The 21,243-nt window shown below is 31.8% G+C and carries 17 protein-coding genes; all 17 read right to left on the bottom strand.

What is annotated here, in order from left to right; translation table 11 throughout:
* Nucleotides 1-12: 12 nt before the first annotated feature.
* The 17 genes from HMPREF2576_RS02660 to codY all read right to left on the bottom strand — a co-directional run bounded on the left by HMPREF2576_RS02660 (nucleotide 13) and on the right by codY (nucleotide 21,240).
* Nucleotides 13-1,293 (bottom strand): DUF3800 domain-containing protein, encoded by a 1,281-nt coding sequence (locus HMPREF2576_RS02660; RefSeq protein WP_049319212.1) that lies wholly within the window; start codon nucleotides 1,291-1,293, stop codon nucleotides 13-15.
* A gap of 87 nt (nucleotides 1,294-1,380) precedes the next feature.
* The gene (locus tag HMPREF2576_RS02665; protein ID WP_049319210.1) at nucleotides 1,381-2,397 is read right to left on the bottom strand and encodes a tyrosine-type recombinase/integrase; all 1,017 of its coding nucleotides are present in this window, start codon (nucleotides 2,395-2,397) and stop codon (nucleotides 1,381-1,383) included.
* Between the two features lie 202 nt (nucleotides 2,398-2,599).
* Nucleotides 2,600-4,762: a translation initiation factor IF-2 gene (infB, locus tag HMPREF2576_RS02670; protein WP_070856160.1), complete on the bottom strand. Its 2,163-nt coding sequence runs from the start codon at nucleotides 4,760-4,762 to the stop codon at nucleotides 2,600-2,602.
* Between the two features lie 4 nt (nucleotides 4,763-4,766).
* The gene (locus HMPREF2576_RS02675; RefSeq protein WP_002439520.1) at nucleotides 4,767-5,084 is read right to left on the bottom strand and encodes a YlxQ family RNA-binding protein; all 318 of its coding nucleotides are present in this window, start codon (nucleotides 5,082-5,084) and stop codon (nucleotides 4,767-4,769) included.
* A complete protein-coding gene (gene rnpM / locus HMPREF2576_RS02680; RefSeq protein ID WP_001829465.1) occupies nucleotides 5,084-5,368 on the bottom strand; it encodes an RNase P modulator RnpM in 285 nt (94 codons plus the stop codon). Before rnpM ends, HMPREF2576_RS02675 begins: the two co-directional genes overlap by 1 nt.
* 17 nt (nucleotides 5,369-5,385) lie before the next feature.
* Nucleotides 5,386-6,609, bottom strand: a complete 1,224-nt coding sequence (gene nusA / locus HMPREF2576_RS02685) for a transcription termination factor NusA (protein WP_001829457.1) — start codon at nucleotides 6,607-6,609, stop codon at nucleotides 5,386-5,388.
* A gap of 20 nt (nucleotides 6,610-6,629) precedes the next feature.
* A complete protein-coding gene (gene rimP, locus HMPREF2576_RS02690; protein WP_002439519.1) occupies nucleotides 6,630-7,097 on the bottom strand; it encodes a ribosome maturation factor RimP in 468 nt (155 codons plus the stop codon).
* Nucleotides 7,098-7,275: 178 nt separating this feature from the next.
* Nucleotides 7,276-11,586 carry a PolC-type DNA polymerase III gene (locus HMPREF2576_RS02695; RefSeq protein ID WP_002456566.1) on the bottom strand — a complete coding sequence of 1,437 codons (4,311 nt, stop codon included), beginning with the start codon at nucleotides 11,584-11,586 and terminating at the stop codon, nucleotides 7,276-7,278.
* Nucleotides 11,587-11,835: 249 nt separating this feature from the next.
* A complete protein-coding gene (locus HMPREF2576_RS02700; RefSeq protein WP_001829513.1) occupies nucleotides 11,836-13,539 on the bottom strand; it encodes a proline--tRNA ligase in 1,704 nt (567 codons plus the stop codon).
* 18 nt (nucleotides 13,540-13,557) lie between these two features.
* Complete coding sequence (rseP, locus tag HMPREF2576_RS02705) at nucleotides 13,558-14,844, bottom strand: RIP metalloprotease RseP (protein ID WP_001829501.1); 1,287 nt, start codon at nucleotides 14,842-14,844, stop codon at nucleotides 13,558-13,560.
* A 233-nt stretch (nucleotides 14,845-15,077) separates the two neighbouring features.
* The gene (locus HMPREF2576_RS02710) at nucleotides 15,078-15,860 is read right to left on the bottom strand and encodes a phosphatidate cytidylyltransferase (RefSeq protein WP_001829499.1); all 783 of its coding nucleotides are present in this window, start codon (nucleotides 15,858-15,860) and stop codon (nucleotides 15,078-15,080) included.
* A 3-nt stretch (nucleotides 15,861-15,863) separates the two neighbouring features.
* Entirely contained in the window at nucleotides 15,864-16,634 is a 771-nt protein-coding gene (locus HMPREF2576_RS02715; RefSeq protein ID WP_001832561.1) for an isoprenyl transferase, read from the bottom strand.
* Between the two features lie 220 nt (nucleotides 16,635-16,854).
* A complete protein-coding gene (frr, locus tag HMPREF2576_RS02720) occupies nucleotides 16,855-17,409 on the bottom strand; it encodes a ribosome recycling factor (protein ID WP_001829472.1) in 555 nt (184 codons plus the stop codon).
* 16 nt (nucleotides 17,410-17,425) lie between these two features.
* A complete protein-coding gene (pyrH, locus tag HMPREF2576_RS02725) occupies nucleotides 17,426-18,148 on the bottom strand; it encodes a UMP kinase (protein ID WP_002439511.1) in 723 nt (240 codons plus the stop codon).
* A 140-nt stretch (nucleotides 18,149-18,288) separates the two neighbouring features.
* Nucleotides 18,289-19,167 carry a translation elongation factor Ts gene (tsf, locus tag HMPREF2576_RS02730; protein WP_002439509.1) on the bottom strand — a complete coding sequence of 293 codons (879 nt, stop codon included), beginning with the start codon at nucleotides 19,165-19,167 and terminating at the stop codon, nucleotides 18,289-18,291.
* A gap of 151 nt (nucleotides 19,168-19,318) precedes the next feature.
* Nucleotides 19,319-20,107 carry a 30S ribosomal protein S2 gene (gene rpsB, locus HMPREF2576_RS02735; protein WP_001832557.1) on the bottom strand — a complete coding sequence of 263 codons (789 nt, stop codon included), beginning with the start codon at nucleotides 20,105-20,107 and terminating at the stop codon, nucleotides 19,319-19,321.
* A gap of 362 nt (nucleotides 20,108-20,469) precedes the next feature.
* Complete coding sequence (codY, locus tag HMPREF2576_RS02740) at nucleotides 20,470-21,240, bottom strand: GTP-sensing pleiotropic transcriptional regulator CodY (protein WP_002439506.1); 771 nt, start codon at nucleotides 21,238-21,240, stop codon at nucleotides 20,470-20,472.
* Nucleotides 21,241-21,243: the final 3 nt, after the last annotated feature.

The raw sequence follows: 21,243 nt of genomic DNA on the forward strand, positions 1-21,243 counted from the left end.
TAATACTGATTTTCAAATTATATTTTCTATATTCTCTATACCTTTATGTTGTATTTCACCATATTTAGCCGTCATATGTTTTGCCGCAAAACAAAAGAAATATTCACTATGCTCATTAGAATTTCTTTTTTGAAAATCACTATAATTATCAAATGTATTATAGTATTTTAAATATAGTTCAAAATGGAATGTATCATCAAAAAATACATCATGTTTAATAACAGAGCTATTTTCTTCTAATAATACTCTACTTAATTTTTTAATTATTTTAAATTGTTGAATACTACTATTAAACCAATTAGAGTCTAAACGTATTATCTTCGTCAAATCATTTTCATCATGTTTGCTCTGTTCAGAAAGTAAGGAAATATAATTACCGACTATTACAGCAATGAAATCTGCTATTCTTAATCCATAATATTCTTTTGAATCCAATCCATCATAAACATTTTTTACATTTAATTTTTCAAATTCCTCTTTTGGTAAACCATTATCTAAATAAATATAAGAATTATTAATTTCAGTAAAATTTTTACTCATATTTTTACTTAACCATGATTCTAATTGAAAGATTATTTTATGCCAATCCATTTTATATTCAGTTGTAAAATTACTGTTGAAATTTAATTTTTTTGATTTTTCTATATAAAAAAGTAATTCTTTATAATTAATTACTTGTTTTTCCATTCTTTTATTTCCTATATTCTCATTAATAATATTGTTCAAGTCAGTTTTTATTTCTTTTAATAATTTATAAGAATTAATTCTTGTATCAAATAATTTATCATACACTTCTTTAGATGCATTATTTTGAAGATATTTAGTAAATGAATAAAATAACAGCAACTCATTGGGATGATTGAGTGTTTTATTTATTCTTAATATCCATTCTTTAAGTCTTGTTGAAATTATAGTTCCAATTTTATGTACAGAAGCATTACATATATTTAACTCATGATTTAAACATAAATCTAAAATTTGGTTTGCATAACTCAATTCTTTATTATTTGAAGAATTAAATCCATATTTAAATTTTTTTCTTTTAAATAAATATGCAGTTTTTATTTCTTCATTATACTTAGTATCTTTAGAATTACTATAATATTTTTCAATAAATGTATTTTCAATAGATAGAAATTCACATTTAACAGCATTCTCTTTCATCATAGGTATTGCAATGGCATTACAAATAAATGTTTCCATTTTGTCGCCAGCCATTCTAATACCCTTCCCATTTTTATTTTGTTTATAACTATATTGAGTACCTTTTTCATCAACATAAATCTTATACATATTTTAATTTTTCTCCTATTTATCTTAGAAATTCTAAAAAAATAATTTTATCATAAATTAGTTTTGTAATATTTAAAAATATGACTGTTATTTTAATCTTTTACTTCTTGCCCTAATATACTTTTTATCTCCTTTGATTATCTGGTTCATAGGAGAATAATTTTCTTTTTGTATTGACATTAAATTTTCAGAAACATGCGCATATATCTCTGTAGTTGATAATTTCTTATGTCCTAAAATTTTTTGTAACACTCTAATATTACCTCCATTTTCCAAGAATAACATTGAAGCGGTGTGTCTAAGAGAATGAGGAGTAATATTTGTTTTTATATCAAATTGACTACAATATTTCTTTAATTGATTTCTAAAAGCTTGATTAGTAAATCTACCACCATTTACGCTTATAAAAAGATAATTTTCATTCATATTACTCGTTTCTTCGATTAATTCAACTATTAAATTCTTAGTTTTATTACTTATAGTAACATATCGGCTTTCATTATTTTTAGTAACAGGAAAGAAAATAGTCTTTTTTTCAAAATCAATATCATCAATAGTTATATTAAGCACTTCATCTATTCTTCCAAAAGTATCAAGGAATACATGAATAGCTACATACATTCTAAAATCCGTATAATAATTTTTATCAAGACTTTCAATTAATTTTTTAAGGTCTGAAGTAGGAACTGTTTTAATTTTTTCATTTTGTCTTTTTAAACATTTAATATTATAAAAAGGATTATATTTAACATATCCTAAATTTAAAAGTGTTTCATAAATTGACTTACATAATTTAATATAACTATTTACAGTACTAGGTTTTAATCCTCTTTTAACACCTTTCTTATGAATTTTATCATAATAGTGTATATGAGAATCTTTTAAATATTTTACAAAATCTTTTGCATTTTGTTCACTTAGTTCAAAAGGATTAATATCATCTCCAAAATACTCATTTAATGAATTGAAAACTTTATTATAATTGCTAATAGTATTTTGAGAAAAGTTCTGTAACTCTTTCTCTTCAGTAACTATTTTTCTTATTACATCAAAAGCTCCGCTACTAAGATTATTTTCTCTTCGAGTTGTAATTTTTTTTCGCATAAAATAATACCTCACTATTTATATATTTAAACAGTAAGGTATTTATAATTCATAGATATTTTCTATGTTACTTATCTTTCAACTATTATCAAGTTTAATAGTACAAATGAAATAAAATTAATAATTTGCTGAATTGCTATTTGACATATTAGTTACTTCTCTCTTATTTCAACTATACACACTTCAGCTCTTTACCAATGAATTATCTTTGAATTTCTACCATTTCAAACGCTTCAATAATGTCTCCTTCTTTGAGATCATTATATTTTTCAATTGTAATACCACATTCATAGCCTTGAGCTACTTCTTTAGCATCATCTTTGAAACGTTTTAATGTGTCAAGTTCACCTTCAAATAACACGATACCATCTCTAATTACGCGTACACCAGCGTTACGAGTGATTTTACCTTCAGTCACATAACTACCAGCAATTGTACCAACTTTAGAAACTTTAAATGTTTGACGCACTTCAGCTTGTCCAATGACTTGCTCTTCAAATTCTGGGTCAAGTAAACCTTTCATAGCTGATTCTATCTCTTCAATAACATTATAGATAACTCTGTGTAATCGCATATCTACATTTTCAGCTTCAGCCGCACGTTTCGCACCTGCATCTGGGCGTACATTAAAACCAATAATAATACCATTTGATGCATTTGCTAATGTAACATCTGATTCATTGATAGCACCAACAGCTGTATGAATAATTCGTACATTCACACCTTCAACATCTATTTTCATTAGAGATGCGGCCAATGCTTCAACTGAACCTTGTACATCACCTTTAATGATGACATTTAAATCTTTCATTTCACCTTGTTTCATTTGCTCAAATAAATTGTCTAATGAAACATTTTTACTTTCTTGACGTTGCTGTATGACACTTGCCTCATGACGTGCTTCACCAATTCGACGTGCTTGTTTTTCATCACCAAATACAACAAAACGATCACCTGCAAGTGGAACATCGTTAATACCAGTAATTTCTACAGGTGTTGAAGGACCGGCAGATTTAATTCTTTTTCCTAAATCATTAACCATTGCACGTATACGTCCATAAGTATTACCTACAACAATTGCATCTCCAACGTTTAAAGTACCATTTTGAACAAGTAAAGATGCAGCTGGACCTCGTGATTTATCTAATTCAGCCTCAATCACAGTACCTACAGCTTGTTTATTAGGATTAGCTTTAAGTTCTTGTACCTCCGCTACTAAACCGATCATTTCTAATAAATCATCAATACCGTCTCCACTCAATGCAGATAGTGGTACAAAGATTGTGTCACCGCCCCAGTCTTCTGGAATTAATCCATACTCAGTGAGTTCTTGCATAACACGATCAGGGTTAGCAGTTGGTTTATCAATTTTGTTTACTGCAACAATCGTAGGTACTTCTGCTTCTTTAGCGTGATTTATAGCTTCAATTGTTTGAGGCATCACACCATCCTCAGCGGCCACGACTAAAATTGTAATATCAGTAACTTGAGCACCACGTGCACGCATAGTCGTAAATGCAGCATGTCCAGGAGTATCTAAGAACGTAATTTTTTTACCTGAATTTTCAATTTGATAAGCACCAATATGTTGAGTGATTCCGCCAGCCTCTCCTTCTGTAACTTTAGTGTTACGAATAGAATCTAATAAAGTCGTTTTACCATGGTCTACGTGGCCCATGATTGTAACAACTGCTGGACGTTCAATTGCATCAGAATCATCAGTCTCATCATCAAAATAAATTGATAAATCTTCTTCATCAACGACTACTTCTTTCTCTATTTCAACGCCATAGTCATCTGCAATTAATTCTAATGTTTCTTCATCCAATGATTGATTGATATTAGCCATAATACCTAGTAAGAACAATTTTTTAATAATACCAGCTGATTCTACATTTAGCTTTTCAGCTAACTCACCGACAGTTATGCCTTCTTGATAAGTGATTTTAGAGGGCATTTCTTTTGTTTCTTCTACCTCATTTTGAGGTTTATTATTTTTATTATTCTTTTTATTTTTATTGTTTTTTTGATTCTTATTAGTTTTATTGTTTTTATTTTGCTGTTTTCCTTTGTTGTTTTGTTCTTTTTTCTTCGTTGGTTTACTATTATTCTTACTTTGTTGTTTTTCTTTATCGTTAGAATTTTGTTTATTATTAGATTTTTGGTGATTATTTTGAGTATTTTGTTTATTAGTGTCTTTCGCTTGAGAGGCTTTAAATTTTTTATCTAATGCTTTGATTTGTTCTTCTTCTAAAGCTTGCATATGATTTGACACTTCAACATTCATACTTTTTAACTCATCTATAATCTCTTTACTCTTTAGATTTAATTCTTTCGCATATTCGTAAATTCTTTTTTTACTCATATAATCACTCCTTACCATATTCATCTATCATTGATAACAATTTTTTTGCAAAACCATTATCTGTTATACCAATATTAACTCTATCGCTTTTACCTATTGCTAACCCTAATTCATTTCTAGTACCAAACACTTTTAATGGCACTTGGTAACTATTACATTTATTATTCATTTGTTTTAGAGTGTTACTAGATGCATCGCTAGCTAATATGACAAGTTTTATTTGATTCTTTTTAAGCTCATTTAAGATGACCGATTCGCCACTTTTGATTTTACCAGCTCTCATAGCTAAACCAAGCAAATTAAAAATTTTCATTTTAGTCATTATTTTGGGATCTCTTCTCTATAAATCAGTCTTATTATTTCTTTATAAACAGGATCAAGTGTATCTTTAGTAGCGTTAAAATATTTTTCTAAAACTTCTCTTTGTTGAGCCTTTTCAACTAAAGCTACATCTTTAGACACATATGCACCGCGCCCTTGTTTTTTTCCTGTCGCATCTGCAAAGATTTCGCCTTCTTTATTAATAACCACTCGAATCATATCTTTTTTTGGACGCATTTCATTAGATATAATACATTTTCTCATTGGAATTTTTTTCTTTCTCATTAATTTATCACTCCAACCTATGATTCTGTGTCATTATCTTCTTCTGTTTTATCTTTTTTATCTTCATCAGTTTCAGCAGCTAATTCTGTACTAGTTAAGTTTGTCTCTTCCAAGTTAACATTATCAAACTCAACATCTTCGTCACCGGAATTAACAATTTCATCTGCAACTTCTTCTGATTCAATAACAGGATAAATTCCAGCTTCTCGGGCATCAGATTCTGATTTAATATCTATCTTCCAACTTGTTAATTTAGCAGCTAAACGTGCGTTTTGCCCTCTTTTACCTATAGCTAAGGATAATTGGTAATCAGGAACTACAACTACAGTTGATTGATTCTCTTCATCAACAATTACTTCTAAAACTTGTGATGGACTTAAAGCATTACGAACAAATACTTTCGGATCTTCATCCCATTGGACGATATCGATTTTTTCGCCACCAAGTTCTTCAACAACCGCTTCTACTCGTGCTCCTTTAGAACCTACACATGCGCCAACAGCATCTATATCAGGATTATCAGAATACACGCTAATTTTAGAACGATCTCCAGCTTCACGCGCTACTGATTTAACAATAACAGTACCATCATAAATTTCTGGAACTTCTTGTTCGAATAAGCGTTTTAGTAATCCAGGATGACTTCTTGATACGTAAATTTGTGGACCTTTTGTAGTCTGTTCAACTTTATTTACGTACACCTTGATACGTTCATTAGGAATATATTTCTCATTAGGACTTCTTTCAGCTTCTGACAGCACAGCTTCAATTCTTCCTAAATTCACATATACATAGCGATGGTCTACACGGTCAATCACACCTGTTAGAATATCTTCTTCTTTATCGATAAATTCATCATATAAAATTTCTCTTTCTGCGTCTCTAAGTCGTTGCATCACAGCTTGCTTAGCTGCTTGAGCTCCTACACGTCCGAAGTCTTTCGGTGTTACATCTTGTTCATAAATATCTCCTACTTCATAGGCAGGATTTTTGACTAAAGCAGTACTTAAATCAACTTCATCTCTGTCATCAAACACTTCTTCTACGACTTCTTTACGTGCAATCACTCTAAATGAACCTTCGTCCATATTTAATTCTACTCTTACATTTCTGGCACTATCATAGTTTTTCTTGTACGCAGTAATTAAAGCTGCTTCAATTGCATCAATTAAAACTTCTCTAGGAATTTTCTTTTCCTTTTCTAAATATTCAGTAGCTAATAATAATTCATTACTTGACACGTTTTTTCCTCCTCATCACGTTAAATCATTACAGCGTGACGTGCTTTTGCTATTTTATTTCTTGGAATTTCAATTTCTTTTGTTTTTGCCTTTTCTTTAACTTCCATATTAATTGATTCATCATTTACAGATTTTAAAACACCTAACCATTCTTTATCTCCTTCAATTGGTGCATAAAGAGATACAAAAATGGGTTGATTGATAGCATTATAAAAATCTTTTTCTTTTTTTATTGGTCTTTCTGCCCCTGGCGATGCAACATCAAGATAATACATTTCAGGTATTGGATCATTTTCATCCATAACTTCACTAATTTTTTCTGAAGCTATAGTACAATCATTAAGATCTACGCCACCTTCTTTATCAATGGAAATCCTTAAAAAATGGTCTTTACCTTCTTTAACATACTCAATGTCTACTAATTCAAAGTTCAAATCATTTAAAACTGGTTGAATCAATGCTTCAACTTGCTCAGTAATTTTACTCATACAGGCCTCCTTTTTTGGCAAATAGAAAAGAGCGGGTTTATGCCCACTCTTCTGCCTGAGTTAATCATTTTTTACGCATATTTAGTATATCACAAGTCTAATAAGTAAACAAACTGATATAGGGTTACTAATAAAGATGATTGAACATATATGATATCAATTTAGTAATTAGAAATGCTTACATATCAAATATCGACAATTGTGCCTTGTCAGGTAAATCTGGCAATGAGCCTAATTCATCTAAATAGTCAATAACCTTTTGAGATAAGCCGGCTTTTTTATTTAAATCTTCTTTGGATAAAAATGGTCCCTCTTCTCTCGCTTCAACAATTCTTTGTGCAACGTTTTCTCCAAGTCCTGGCACTGAAATGAATGGAGGAATCAATGTATCCCCTTCAATGATGAAGTCAAAAGCTTGGCTTTTTTCTAAACTAATCGGTTGCAATCGAAAACCTCGATGCGCCATTTCATTCATTATTTCTAATACAGTTAATACATCTTTCTCTTTTTTCCCTAAATCCATATATCGTGAATACATATCTTTAACTGTATTACGAATACTCGTTTTATCTTTAATCATTGTTATAAGGTCAAAATCGGAAGCTCTTATGGTAAAGTATGCTGCATAATAATATAGTGGATGATGTACTTTAAAGTATGCAATTCTTACAGCCATCAGTACATAAGCAGCGGCATGAGCTTTAGGGAACATATATTTAATTTTACGACAAGAATCTAAATACCAATCTGGCACGTTATTTTCCTTCATCGCTTCAACCATTTCATCTGTTAAGCCACGACCTTTACGTACAAATTCCATCGTTTTAAAAGCCATTGACGGTTCAAGTCCAGCATACATCAGATATACCATGATATCATCACGACAGCCTATCACACTAGATAAGTCACATATCCCTTGACGAATTAACTCTTGTGCATTACCTAACCAAACGTCCGTACCATGAGATAAACCTGAAATTTGAACTAATTCTGAGAATGTCGTTGGCTTAGTATCTTCAAGCATTTGACGTACAAATCCAGTACCAAATTCTGGTACACCAAATGTACCTGTCTTACATAATATTTCGTCTTCTGTAACACCTAAACTCTCAGGACCACTAAATATTTGCATTGTTTCTTTATCATCTACTGGTATAGTTTTGGGGTCAATTCCTGATAAGTCTTGTAACATACGAATCATCGTTGGGTCATCATGTCCTAATATATCTAATTTTAAGACATTATCGTGTATTGAATGGAAGTCGAAATGGGTTGTCATCCACGCTGCACTTTGGTCGTCTGCTGGGAATTGAATCGGTGTAAAATCATAAATATCCATGTAATCCGGTACAACAATGATTCCTCCAGGATGTTGACCAGTTGTACGTTTGACCCCTGTACAACCTTTAACCAACCGATCAATTTCAGCACCACGTTTGTGAATACCTTGATCATTTAAGTAACCTTTTACGAAACCAAAAGCTGTTTTTTCAGCAACAGTACCTATTGTTCCAGCACGAAATACTTTATCTTCACCAAACAATACTTTTGTGTAATTATGAGCGTTAGGTTGATATTCACCACTAAAGTTCAAATCAATATCTGGAACTTTATCTCCTTTAAATCCAAGGAATGTCTCAAAAGGGATATCTTGTCCTTCTTTAATTAATTCATTACCACAAGTAGGACATTTTTTATCTGGTAAATCGAATCCAGATCCAACCGAACCATCATCAAAGAACTCACTTGTCTTACAATGTGAACAAATGTAGTGTGGTGGAAGCGGATTAACTTCTGTAATTTCAGTCATTGTTGCTACGAAACTAGAACCAACTGAACCACGCGATCCAACTAAATAACCATCATCTAGCGATTTCTTCACCAAACGTTGAGATATGAGGTAAATAACAGAAAAGCCATTACCAATAATACTATCTAATTCCTTTTCAAGGCGATCTATAACAATTTGTGGTAAATCTTCACCATATAGTTTTTTCGCATTAGAATAACTCAACTCACGAATTTCTTCATTAGCCCCATCCATTCTTGGCGTAAATAGTTTATCTTTTATAGGAACCACTTTTTCAATTTTATTAGCGAGCTCATTTGTATTTGTTACAACGATTTCATATGCTTTTTCTTCACCTAAGAAGTGAAAATCATCTAACATTTCATCAGTGGTTCTAAAGTGAGCTTCTGGTAATGTTGAACGATTTAATGGATTCCCTGGTTGGGATGCAATTAAAATTTTTCTGGCTATAGCATCATGTTCATATAGATAATGCGCGTTACCAGTAGCAATCACTGGGATATTAGCGCTTTTACCAGCATCTATTAATCGCTTGTAAATTTGTGTTAACGTTTCATTATCTCGTATTAATTCTCTATCCATTAAATCTTGATAAAGCGCAGGCGGTTGAACTTCTATAAAATCATAGAACTTTGCTATTTTTTCTACTTCCGACTGATCCTTCTGCATTACTGCTGTGAATAATTCACCCTCATCACAAGCTGTACCAATCAAGATCCCTTCTCGATATTCATTTAAAAGAGAACGTGGAATTCTTGGCGTACGGTAATAATACTTAACTAATGAAGCACTAACTATTTTAAATAAATTTTTAAGACCTTCTTGATTTTGAACAATGAGTGTAACGTGAGATGGACGAGCTCTTTTATATGCATCTTCATTAGTTAATTTTTTATTAATTTCTAGATGGTTGTTCACACCTAGTTCTTTCATTTGTTGAACCATTTTTATAAAAATATAAGCTGTTGCTTCTGTATCATAAATCGCTCTATGATGTTGCGTTAATTCGACACCATATTTTTTGGCAAGGAAATTCAAACCATGTTTCCCATATTCGGTATTAATTGTACGTGAAAGCTCAAGTGTATCAATTACACCGTTTGTAGAAGGTCCAAAGCCTAACCTTTCATATCCTGTGTCAATAAATCCCATATCAAATGAAGCATTATGAGCTACAAATATAGCATCTCCAACCCACTCTTTAAATTCAGTTAACACTTCTTCAATTTCGGGAGCATCAGTTAACATATCATCAGTGATATGTGTAAGGTTGATAATGGTTTCAGATAATCTTTCGTGTGGATTACTAAAACGTTCAAACTTATCTATAATTTCACCGTTATGCACTTTTACTGCAGCTAATTCAATAATTTTATCATATTGATTAGAAAGACCTGTTGTCTCTACGTCAAACACCACATATGTTGCATCTTTTAAATTACGGTCTGTTGGTTTATAAGCTATAGGAACACCATCGTCTACTAGCATACCTTCCATACCATAAATCATCTTAATACCATGTTTTTCGGCAGCATTATGTGCATCAGGAAAAGCTTGTACTACGTTGTGATCTGTTACTGCTAAAGCTTGGTGCCCCCATTTAGCAGCTTGTTCAACATATGCACTAATATTAGGAATACCATCCATTTGACTCATAGACGTATGTAAATGAAACTCTACACGCTTATCTTCTGCTTTATCTTGTTTAGGTGTCTTTTTAATTTCTTCAATATCTGACATCATCATGACAAGATCCCTAACAAAAGTATCTTCTTCAATACGACCTTGAGCTCTAACCCATTTACCAACACTAAGTGCCTTAAAGTGGTCCAAGTCATCTTTATTTTTTCTTGTAAACATTTTTAATACAAGTGAATCTGTGTAATCAGTAACTTTAAGCTCAACTATATGACGTCCACTTTTAAGTTCTTTTAGGTTAATATCAAATATAACACCTTCAATAGCTACTTTGAATTCTTCTTCAATAATTGATTCAATTGGTTTTATATTTTCAATCTGAATTGGTTTTCCAATCTGACATTTTTCCACTGTACTTTCATTATTATCTTGTTGTTTCGCTTTTTCTGCTTTCATTTTTTCTAATTTTTCAGTTGCTTCTCTTGCACTTTGTTCATCTTCTTGTTGAATATGTGCTTCTAACGATGCAAGGTCATCATCGTGATTTGTTGAATCTGTTTCAAAAACGACTTTATCAATTTCAAAGCCACACTGTCTAAATGCTTTAACCAAACTACCATTACATGCCTTATCAAAATGATTTCTCTCAATGTCATTTGAAACTAAGACTTTTAAAACATTTCCACTCATAATGAGTTTTTTTTGTTTCAATTGACCTTTCACTTTTGGCGACAATCGTGTTTGATCAATACAATGTCCGAAATATTTTAAAGCAAACTCATCTTGATTGTTGGTATCTTTAATTGAAAAATCAATTGCTACTGTAGCTATTTCTTTAAATTCTTCTTCAATTGCATGTGTAAAAAGAAGATAATCTTCATGAGATAAAAAATGTGGGAGTGATATTTGGAAAGTCCATGTTCTGTTTTTATTTGAAACATCTATACGAGTGAGTTCACCTTGTTCAAGAATATCTTGTTCTAGTTGATTTGATATTTTTATTTGATCGGCAAGCACTTTAAACTTTTCTCGATTTGTCATTGCCAAAATAATAACCACCTTAATTAATACTAAATTTAAAACTATTAAACATCATTGGATATGTTACAACTGCTCATAAAGTCACTAAATAAATTCGTTTCATATTATACTACTGATTGCACGTATTTTCATGAAAAACAAATAGTAAATAATACAATAAAGAAGAGCAGGTTAGATTTAAAATTATGTTTCATCATCTTTCCTGCTCTTTATTAATATCAATTTGACTATCAAAAATTTTATTGCAACTTACTTAATATTCTTAAATAATTCTTGTAAGTAATACTCTAATTCATCAATTTGCACTTCTTCACTTAAACCGTTAATGCGTTGTTTTACCTCAACAATACCTTCTTCAGCTCTTTTACCAACAACAACTCGTACCGGTAACCCAATTAGGTCTGAATCATTAAATTTAACACCAGCACGTTCTTTTCGGTCATCATATAAAACATCGTATGAATCCATTAATTTTTGATAAAGTTGATCACCTAAAGTACGTTGATCATCCTTTTTAGGATTGATAGTAATTAGATGGATATCGAAAGGCGTTACTGATTTTGGCCAAATAATTCCATTCTCGTCATTGTTTTGTTCAACAATTGCACTTAATGTTCTTGATACTCCAATACCATAACAGCCCATAATGAGTGGTTGAGCTTTTCCCTGATTATCTAGAAAAGTTGCATTCATTGATTCAGAATATTTTGTCCCTAATTTGAAAACTTGTCCTACTTCAATGCCTTCAGCAAATTGTGCTACTCCCGAGCCATCACTTAACATCTCACCTTGTGTAATGAATCTAAAGTCACCGTATTCTGTTACATCAAAGTCTCTACCAATATTGACATTTATATAGTGATAATGATCTTCATTAGCTCCTACAACAAAGTTATTTAAATCTTGTAAGTAATTATCGGCATAAATTTTAATATCTTTATCAAAAATAGGACCAAGAGACCCCGGATTGGCATCTACAAGATTAACAATTTCATCTGGAGTAGCCATTTCAACATGTTCCGTGCCGAAATATGATTTTAATTTCACTTCATTTAATTCATGATGTCCACGAACTAGAAACATAATAAATTCGCCATCTATTTTAAAGATCATAGTTTTTACAATTTCATCTAATGGTCTCTTTAAATATTCTGCAACTTCTTGAGCTGTTTTAACATTGGGCGTCTCAACTTTAGTCAATTCCGCAAGTGCAGAATGCTTATGAGAAGGATGATAAACAACTTCAGCCTTTTCAATATTCGCTGCATAGTCACTCTCATTACTATAAACTATTGTATCTTCCCCAATTTCACTCAATGCCATAAACTCGTGTGTATGACTTCCCCCTATTGCACCTGAATCTGCCACAACCGGTCTTGCATTGATGCCTACACGTTTGAATATGCGACTATATGCTTGATACATATCTTGATAAGTTGCATCTAATGAAGCTTCATCTGAATGGAAGGAATATGCATCTTTCATAAGAAATTCGCGTCCTCTTAATAATCCAAAGCGTGGTCTTTTCTCATCTCTATATTTGGATTGAATTTGAAATAAAGTAAGGGGTAACTGTTTATATGATTTTAATTCATCTCTTACTAAAGAAGTGACTACTTCCTCATGAGTAGGTCCTAATGCAAATTCACGTCCGTTTCTGTCTTTTAAACGCATTAGTTCTGGACCATATGCACTCCAACGTCCTGACTCTTCCCATAATTCTGCTTGTTGTAAAGCTGGCATAAGAATTTCTACAGCATCTATACTTTCCATTTCTTCACGTATGATTTTAGATATATTATTTAGTACACGTGTAGCAAGTGGTAAGTAACTATATATACCACTTGTACTCTGTTTAATTAACCCTGCTTTTAATAATAAACGATGGCTTAATGCTTCCGCCTCTGCAGGGACTTCTCTCATCGTTGGTATAAATACTTTAGATTGTTTCATTCTCTTTTTCCTCCCTATTTATAAGAAATACCGTTGTATATCATTCCAAGTGACTAAAATCATAATAATAACCACAAAAAGTGCGCCTACAGCAATAATTCCTGTTTCCGCTTTTTTATTCACTGGTTTTCTAAAAATAGCCTCATATAGTACAAATAATATGCGACCACCATCAAGCGCTGGAATAGGTAGCAAATTCATTATTCCTAAGTTAACACTTAATAAAGCGGTGTATCCTACTAAATTAATAATTCCAGATTTAACAACAGAATCAACACTGTGATAAATACCAACAGGGCCATTTAACATATCAAATGAAAATTCTCCTGTAAATATACTAGCTAACATACCAACAACAGCTGTAAAAATAAGCTTACCTTTATCGAAAAAGTTATAAATACCGTAGCTTATTGGTTTAAAAACGCTGTGTTCTGTAGTAGGGGCAAAACCAATTTGATAAGTTGTTTGAGTTTTAGTTTTAGTTATCTTTCTCTCTACTTTTTTAGGTTGGAGATCTACAGACTTGTTTTGGCCATCCCTTTTAATTTTTACAGTTGTTTTCGCCGTTTTATTTTGGTCAAGAACATGTTTGATATCATCAAAATTTTTAATTTTATGATTACCTACCTGAACTATTTTATCACCTTTGTGCAATCCAGCTTCATCAGCTGGAGATTTCTTCACAACTTCTCCTATGACATTGGTTGGCGTACCTTGGTAGTATGCTAATCCAATAAATAGAACTAAAGCTAAAATAAAATTAAATAACGGACCTGCAAATAATGTTAAAAACTTTGGCAATGGTTTCTTATGTGTAAACTGTCTATCTCTTGGAGCAATTTGAACAAGGCTTCCATTTTCGACAAAAAATGCCTTTTTCGCTATAGTGAAGTGATGCCTTTCATCATCATAAGAAGTGATACCTTCAATATATAGGTCATCTTTAAAATCACATTTCTTAACTTCTATGGCTTCAATTTGTTGGAATTTATGTTGGTCATCTAGAATTATATGTGTGATTTCGTCTTGGTTATTTAACTTTATTTTTACGTTCATACCTGGTTGAACTGGTGGTTCTTCAAGACCATCACCAGCCATCCTGACATAACCACCCACCGGTAATAGACGAATTGTATATAATGTTTCATCTTTACGAAAACTAAAAATTTTAGGACCCATACCAATCGCAAATTCAGGACACATAATTCCTGCTCGCTTAGCAAAAAACATGTGTCCATATTCGTGAACAGTTACGAGTACACCAAATACGATGATAAATGAAATAATCGTAATTAAAATGCTCATGTTCTACACCTCTAATGAATTTATGTTTAATTAAAAAATCATCTAAGTAATTAAATCGATAGATAATATTAAATATTATAATATGTTAATACTTAATATCATATTATTTTGTGTTGTTGTATCTTTTCAGTTTATCAATAAGTGCTGAAAAGGAGTTAAGAGATATTCACCACTAATCAACATCTCAATAACTCCTTCATTATAACATCTATTTCATTTTACAATTCATAAATTTAAGTTTGTATCAGTAAAATATTTAATAGCGGTAATACAAACATGAAGCTATCAAATCTATCTAATATACCACCATGTCCTGGTAGTATACGTCCTGAATCTTTAACACCAAAATGACGTTTAAACCCAGATTCTACTAAATCACCTAATTGACCAAACATACTTAAAACAATTGTGACTAATAGTAAAAGCCAAATATTCATATGTAAATCTACAAACATTTGCATCACTAATGGTACTAAAATGCTACATAAAATACCACCAAAGAAACCTTCAATTGTTTTATTAGGGCTAATGACTGGCCATAACTTATGTTTACCCATAAGGCGACCAAAAATATAAGCACCCGTATCTGTTAGCCAAACTATTAAAAATGCAAATAAAATATATCTCAAGCCCTCAGAACGTGTCTCATAAAAATACATGAAGCCAATTCCTACGTATGCTACAGACATCAAACAAAATGCAGCATCCATAAAACTAAATCTGTTTTTAGATAGCACTGTATAACTTAAAACTATGAAACTCATAGCAATTAAACCTTTAAGTTGGATAACTTGAACCCATTCACCTGCATCTTGAGGTAACATGATAATAATTAGGGCTAAAGCACTAATCAGACCAGGTATAGATAAAAATTTGATCATATTCATATTAAGTAGTTCTTTTAAGGCTATCAAAGCTAATAAGAATGCGAAAAGCATTAATATTAAGCCACCTTTGAGCAAGATGGGCAAGAATATTAATAAGGCTATAATCGCGGTTAATGTTCTTACTTTCATTTTTTACTCCTCACTTAATCCTCCAAAACGTCTTTGGCGTGATTGATATATTTTCAAACACTCTCTTAACTCTTTTTCATCAAAATCTGGCCATAGCTTTTCATTAAAAATAAATTCACTATATGAAGCTTGCCATATTAAGAAATTGCTTATTCTTTGTTCTCCTGAAGTGCGTATTAATAAGTCTGGATCTGGATAACTATGAGTCATTAAATGACGCTTTATTAACGCCTCATCAATCACTTCAGATCCTTGTCCGTTTAATTGTAATTCGTTATATATTGCTTTCATACTCTGAATAATCTCAGCTCGTCCACCATAATTTATAGCAAACACAAGAGTTAACCCAGTATTGTGCTGAGTCTTAGCTTTAGCAAAATCAATAGCATCAATTGTAGATTGTGGTAAACCTTCATAAAACCCTATTGTTTCAATTTTAACATTCTTTTCAATTAATTCTGGTAGAAATGTTTTAAGGAAATTCACTGGAAGATTCATAATGTAATTAACTTCACTTTCAGGTCTAGACCAATTCTCTGTTGAAAATGCGTATAATGTTAAATACTTAATACCTATATCACTCGCTTCGCGAGTAATTTTTTTGATTGTTTGCATACCTTCATAATGGCCTTTAATTCTAGGCATTTTACGTTTTTTTGCCCAACGCCCATTTCCATCCATGATAATAGCCACATGTTCAGGTATATTATGTATGTCTAAGTCATTATTATGGTTTGTCTCAGTTTTATTTTTATTTTTCAGCTTTTTAAACATGGTCTTTCCTCCGAGCCTGATCGTCTCTGTTTATTATATTAGTTAATTAAACAATCATCTATCATTTTATCATACTCATTTATTCCATTGAATAAGCAAATAAAAAAACTGTACCAAAGTCTTAGTTGGTACAGTTTAGACTATGAAGATATTCAATGTCTAACAGATGTTTCATTTTAGATAATATACTAATATGAAAGTGTTTGCGATAATAAAATACCTATACTGACATAATATCTTTTTCTTTGTCGGCAACCAATTGATCTATTTCTTTAATCGAATTATCTGTAGCTTTTTGTACATCATCAGTTTGACTTCTTAAGTCGTCTTCAGTAATGTCACCATTTTTTTCGTCTTTTTTAAGCTGATCGTTAATATCACGACGAATATTTCTAATTGAGACTTTAGCATCTTCACCAATTTTTTTAACTTCTTTAACTAATTCTTTACGTCTTTCTTCAGTTAAAGCTGGTACAGAGATACGAATAACCTCACCATCACTCGTTGGATTAACCCCAAGATTAGCCGCGATAATTGCTTTTTCAATATCAGCAACTGATGACTTATCATATGGTGAAATAACTAATAGACGTGCTTCAGGCACATTGATACTTGCTAATTGTTGCACTGGTGTAGGTGCACCATAGTAGTCAACTGTAACACCATTAAGTAAATTAGAGTTTGCTCTACCAGCACTAATGTTAGCAAGTTCACGAGATAAGTTATCAATTGATTTTTGCATTCTAGACTTTGTATCTTTGATTATGTCACTCATTTTTTACACCTCAAAATTATTTTGTAATTAATGTTCCGATTTTTTCACCCATTACAGCACGCTTAATATTACCTTCTTCCATAATAGAGAAAACATTTAACGGAATATTATTATCCATGCAGAACGATGAAGCTGTTGAATCCATCACTTGTAAACCTTCTTGAAGCATTTGAATATGTGTCAAATGTTCATATTTAATTGCATTTGCATCAACTTTTGGATCAGCTGAATAAACACCATCTACATTATTTTTACCCATTAAAATTACATCTGCTTCTACTTCAGCCGCACGTAAAGCAGCAGTTGTGTCAGTTGAGAAGTAAGGATTACCAATTCCAGCGGCAAATATAACAACACGTTTTTTCTCCAAATGTCTAATTGCACGTCGACGAATATATGGTTCAGCAACTTGTTTCATTTCAATAGAAGTTAAAACACGTGTATCACAATCTAATTGTTCTAAACTGTCTTGTAATGCCAAAGCATTCATAACAGTAGCAAGCATCCCCATGTAATCGGCCGTACCACGATCCATACCTAGGTCGCTACCAGTTTTGCCTCTCCAAATATTTCCACCGCCGACAATGACAGCAATTTCACAATCCATTTTGGCAACTTCAGCAACTTGCTGTGCAACGCTTTTGATAATGATAGGATTTATGCCGAATCCTTTATCACCTGCTAAAGCTTCGCCACTCAATTTTAATACTACACGTTTATATTTAGAAGTTTGTGCCATTTTCTTATCCTCTCTATCGTAAAAATATGTAAATATATAAGTAAAGAAGACACGATTGTCTCCTTTCAGCTATCTTAACAATAGGCTAATAAAAAGGAAACGTGTGAGGTGTCTTCTTCCTTGTTAAACTTTATGACAGATTATTTCATTTGTCCTTTAACTTCTTCAGCAAAGTTTTCTTCACGTTTTTCCATACCTTCTCCAACTTCATAACGAACGAAATCAGTAAGTTTACCACCTTTAGCTTTTAAGAAAGCTTCAACAGTTTCGTCTGGATTTTTAACGAAGTTTTGATCTACAGCACAAATTTCTTGTAAATATTTACGTAAACGACCTTCAACCATTTTTTCAACGATTTTCTCTGGTTTACCTTCGTTTAATGCTTGTTGTTTTAATACTTCTCTTTCATGATTGATTTCTTCTTCGCTTACTTGTTCAGAAGAAACATACTTAGGGTTGATTGCCGCAATGTGCATTGCTACGTCTTTAGCAGCTTCTTCATCAGTAGTACCTTCCACTACAGTTAACACACCAATACGTCCACCCATGTGTAAATATGCACCAAATGCATCATTATCAGTTTTTGTTCTGATAGAGAAACGACGGATACTTAATTTTTCACCAATTGTTGAGATAGCTTCTTTCATTCTTTCATCAACAGTTTTACCGCTAGATAATTTAGATTCCATCAAAGCGTCTACTGTTTCTACCTTGCTATCTAAAATATGGTTAGCAATTTCTTTAACTAATTCTTGGAAACCTTCGTTACGTGCTACGAAGTCTGTTTCTGAATTAATCTCAACGATTGCAGCTTCATTATCTTTTACTTCAACGTGTACAAGTCCTTCTGCTGCGATACGGTCAGCTTTTTTAGCTGCTTTTGCAATACCTTTTTCACGTAAGTAGTCAATCGCTTTATCGATGTCACCATCAGTTTCAGTTAGCGCTTTTTTACAATCCATCATTCCTGCGCCAGTTTTTTCACGTAATTCTTTAACAAGTTTTGCTGAAATTGCCATTCATTATTCCTCCAATATAAATAGTAATTATTGATATACCTAAATTTTAGCATTATTTTAGGTTATATTTCCATTACAGTAATATGATTTAATTTTATTTTTAAAAAAAGGTGATAAGCATTAGTATCTTATCACCCATTTAAACTATCTCTTAGTTTGATTCAACAGAAGTGTTTTCTTCAGTTGTTTCTGCTTGTTCAGATTCTTCTTTGTCATCTAAATTGATGTTTTGTTCTGCAGCTACTTCTTCATTAGATACACCTTGTTGACCTTCTAAGATAGCGTCTGCCATTTTACCAGTTAATAATTTAACGGCACGAATAGCATCATCGTTTGCTGGGATAACGTAATCAATTTCATCAGGATCACAGTTAGTGTCAACAATACCTACGATAGGAATATTTAGTTTGCGAGCTTCAGCAATAGCGTTGCGCTCTTTACGAGGATCAACAACGAATAATGCTTGAGGCATTGATTTCATATCGCGAATACCGCCTAAGAACTTAATTAAACGGTCGTATTCTTTTTTAAGTTCAACAACTTCTTTTTTAGGTAATACTTCAAATAATCCGTCTTCTTCCATTTTTTCAATTTCAGAAATACGTTTAATTCGTTTTGAGATTGTTTTGTAGTTAGTTAAAATCCCACCTAACCATCTTTGGTTAACGTAGAATTGACCAGCACGCTCTGCCTCAGCTTTAACTGATTCTTGCGCTTGTTTTTTTGTACCTACGAATAAGACTTTTCCGCCTTCTTCAGAGATTTGTTTTACAAAGTTGTATGCTTCTTCAACTTTTTTCACTGTTTTTTGTAAATCAATGATATAAATACCATTTCTTTCAGTGAAGATATATTTTTTCATTTTTGGGTTCCAACGGCGTGTTTGGTGACCGAAGTGAACACCGGCTTCAAGTAATTGTTTCATAGAAATTACTGCCATTTTAAATTCCTCCTAGTGGTTATTTACCTCCATAATCAACTGATATAAAGACAAATATTTAATTTGCACCCTCTATATTTAAATTGATTATGTGTGTATTGGCTTTATAGCCGTCAATTAATATATCATATTTAATGCATAAAAGCAATAACATGAATTGTATTATTGAATTTCTGTTTTAAAAACAATAAAGATGGTGATTATTTAATAACATTCTTAATTCCTCTAACCATTGTATAGTGCGATAACTAACATATAAAGTAATAGGTTTCTGAAAAAGTTAAAAATCAGTCCATTCATTATTCGCATATTACTCTTAATTTACTAATATTTCAATAAAACATTTCAAGTGCAACTTTTACTTATTTTTTTTCAAGTTCATCAAGGAATTTATCTTTTTTTACTTTAATAAATGTCCCTTTCATTCCAAGAGAACGTGATTCTATGACACCAGCACTTTCAAGTTTACGTAAAGCATTCACAATGACTGATCGTGTAATGCCCACTCTGTCAGCTACTTTTGAAGCTATAAGTAAACCTTCTGTACCACCAAGTTCTTCAAATATATGTTCAATTGCTTCTTTTTCTGAATATGAAAGTGAGTTGATTGCCATTGTTATAGCAGCTTTATCTCTAGCTTCTTTTTCGACTTCATTATGTTTTTCTCGTAAAATTTCCATTCCAATTACAGTGGCTGCATATTCTCCTAATACTAAGTCATTTTCATTGAAGTCGTCTTGAACTCGACCTAAGACTAGCGTACCAAGTCTTTCGCCACCACCTAAAATTGGGAAAATAGTTGTTCTACTATTTAAAAATACCTCTCTATTCTCTGGCGGAAATACAGTTAATTCATTATCAATATCGATATTCGATTCTGTTTGTTTAACATTCATCAACTCTTCAGTATATTCACGCGGTATATGTCGATCTTCTAACATATCTTTAATGCGTTCACTTTTTAATAATTCATTCAAACAAGACCCTAAGATTTTACCTCTTCTCGACACAATAAATACATTAGTAACTGTAACATTACTAATTGTTTGAGCAACATCTTTAAAATCTACTGCAATACCTTTATGTTTTTGTAATAAAGTGTTTAATTCTCTTGTTTTAGATAATAAGCTCATAAT

Origin of the sequence: Staphylococcus sp. HMSC063F05, assembly GCF_001837075.1 — a bacterium.
Lineage (GTDB): Bacteria > Bacillota > Bacilli > Staphylococcales > Staphylococcaceae > Staphylococcus > Staphylococcus epidermidis.

Coding starts and splice junctions, on each gene's coding strand:
- HMPREF2576_RS02660 (WP_049319212.1), bottom strand. CDS start 1,293: ATGTATAAGATTTATGTTGATGAAAAAGGTACTCAATATAGTTATAAA.
- codY (WP_002439506.1), bottom strand. CDS start 21,240: ATGAGCTTATTATCTAAAACAAGAGAATTAAACACTTTATTACAAAAA.
- tsf (WP_002439509.1), bottom strand. CDS start 19,167: ATGGCAATTTCAGCAAAACTTGTTAAAGAATTACGTGAAAAAACTGGC.
- HMPREF2576_RS02695 (WP_002456566.1), bottom strand. CDS start 11,586: ATGACAAATCGAGAAAAGTTTAAAGTGCTTGCCGATCAAATAAAAATA.
- pyrH (WP_002439511.1), bottom strand. CDS start 18,148: ATGGCACAAACTTCTAAATATAAACGTGTAGTATTAAAATTGAGTGGC.
- rseP (WP_001829501.1), bottom strand. CDS start 14,844: ATGAGCATTTTAATTACGATTATTTCATTTATCATCGTATTTGGTGTA.
- rpsB (WP_001832557.1), bottom strand. CDS start 20,107: ATGGCAGTAATTTCTATGAAACAATTACTTGAAGCCGGTGTTCACTTC.
- HMPREF2576_RS02710 (WP_001829499.1), bottom strand. CDS start 15,860: ATGAAAGTAAGAACATTAACCGCGATTATAGCCTTATTAATATTCTTG.
- HMPREF2576_RS02715 (WP_001832561.1), bottom strand. CDS start 16,634: ATGTTTAAAAAGCTGAAAAATAAAAATAAAACTGAGACAAACCATAAT.
- rnpM (WP_001829465.1), bottom strand. CDS start 5,368: ATGAGAAAGAAAAAAATTCCAATGAGAAAATGTATTATATCTAATGAA.
- infB (WP_070856160.1), bottom strand. CDS start 4,762: ATGAGTAAAAAAAGAATTTACGAATATGCGAAAGAATTAAATCTAAAG.
- HMPREF2576_RS02700 (WP_001829513.1), bottom strand. CDS start 13,539: ATGAAACAATCTAAAGTATTTATACCAACGATGAGAGAAGTCCCTGCA.
- frr (WP_001829472.1), bottom strand. CDS start 17,409: ATGAGTGACATAATCAAAGATACAAAGTCTAGAATGCAAAAATCAATT.
- HMPREF2576_RS02665 (WP_049319210.1), bottom strand. CDS start 2,397: ATGCGAAAAAAAATTACAACTCGAAGAGAAAATAATCTTAGTAGCGGA.
- rimP (WP_002439519.1), bottom strand. CDS start 7,097: ATGAGTAAAATTACTGAGCAAGTTGAAGCATTGATTCAACCAGTTTTA.
- HMPREF2576_RS02675 (WP_002439520.1), bottom strand. CDS start 5,084: ATGACTAAAATGAAAATTTTTAATTTGCTTGGTTTAGCTATGAGAGCT.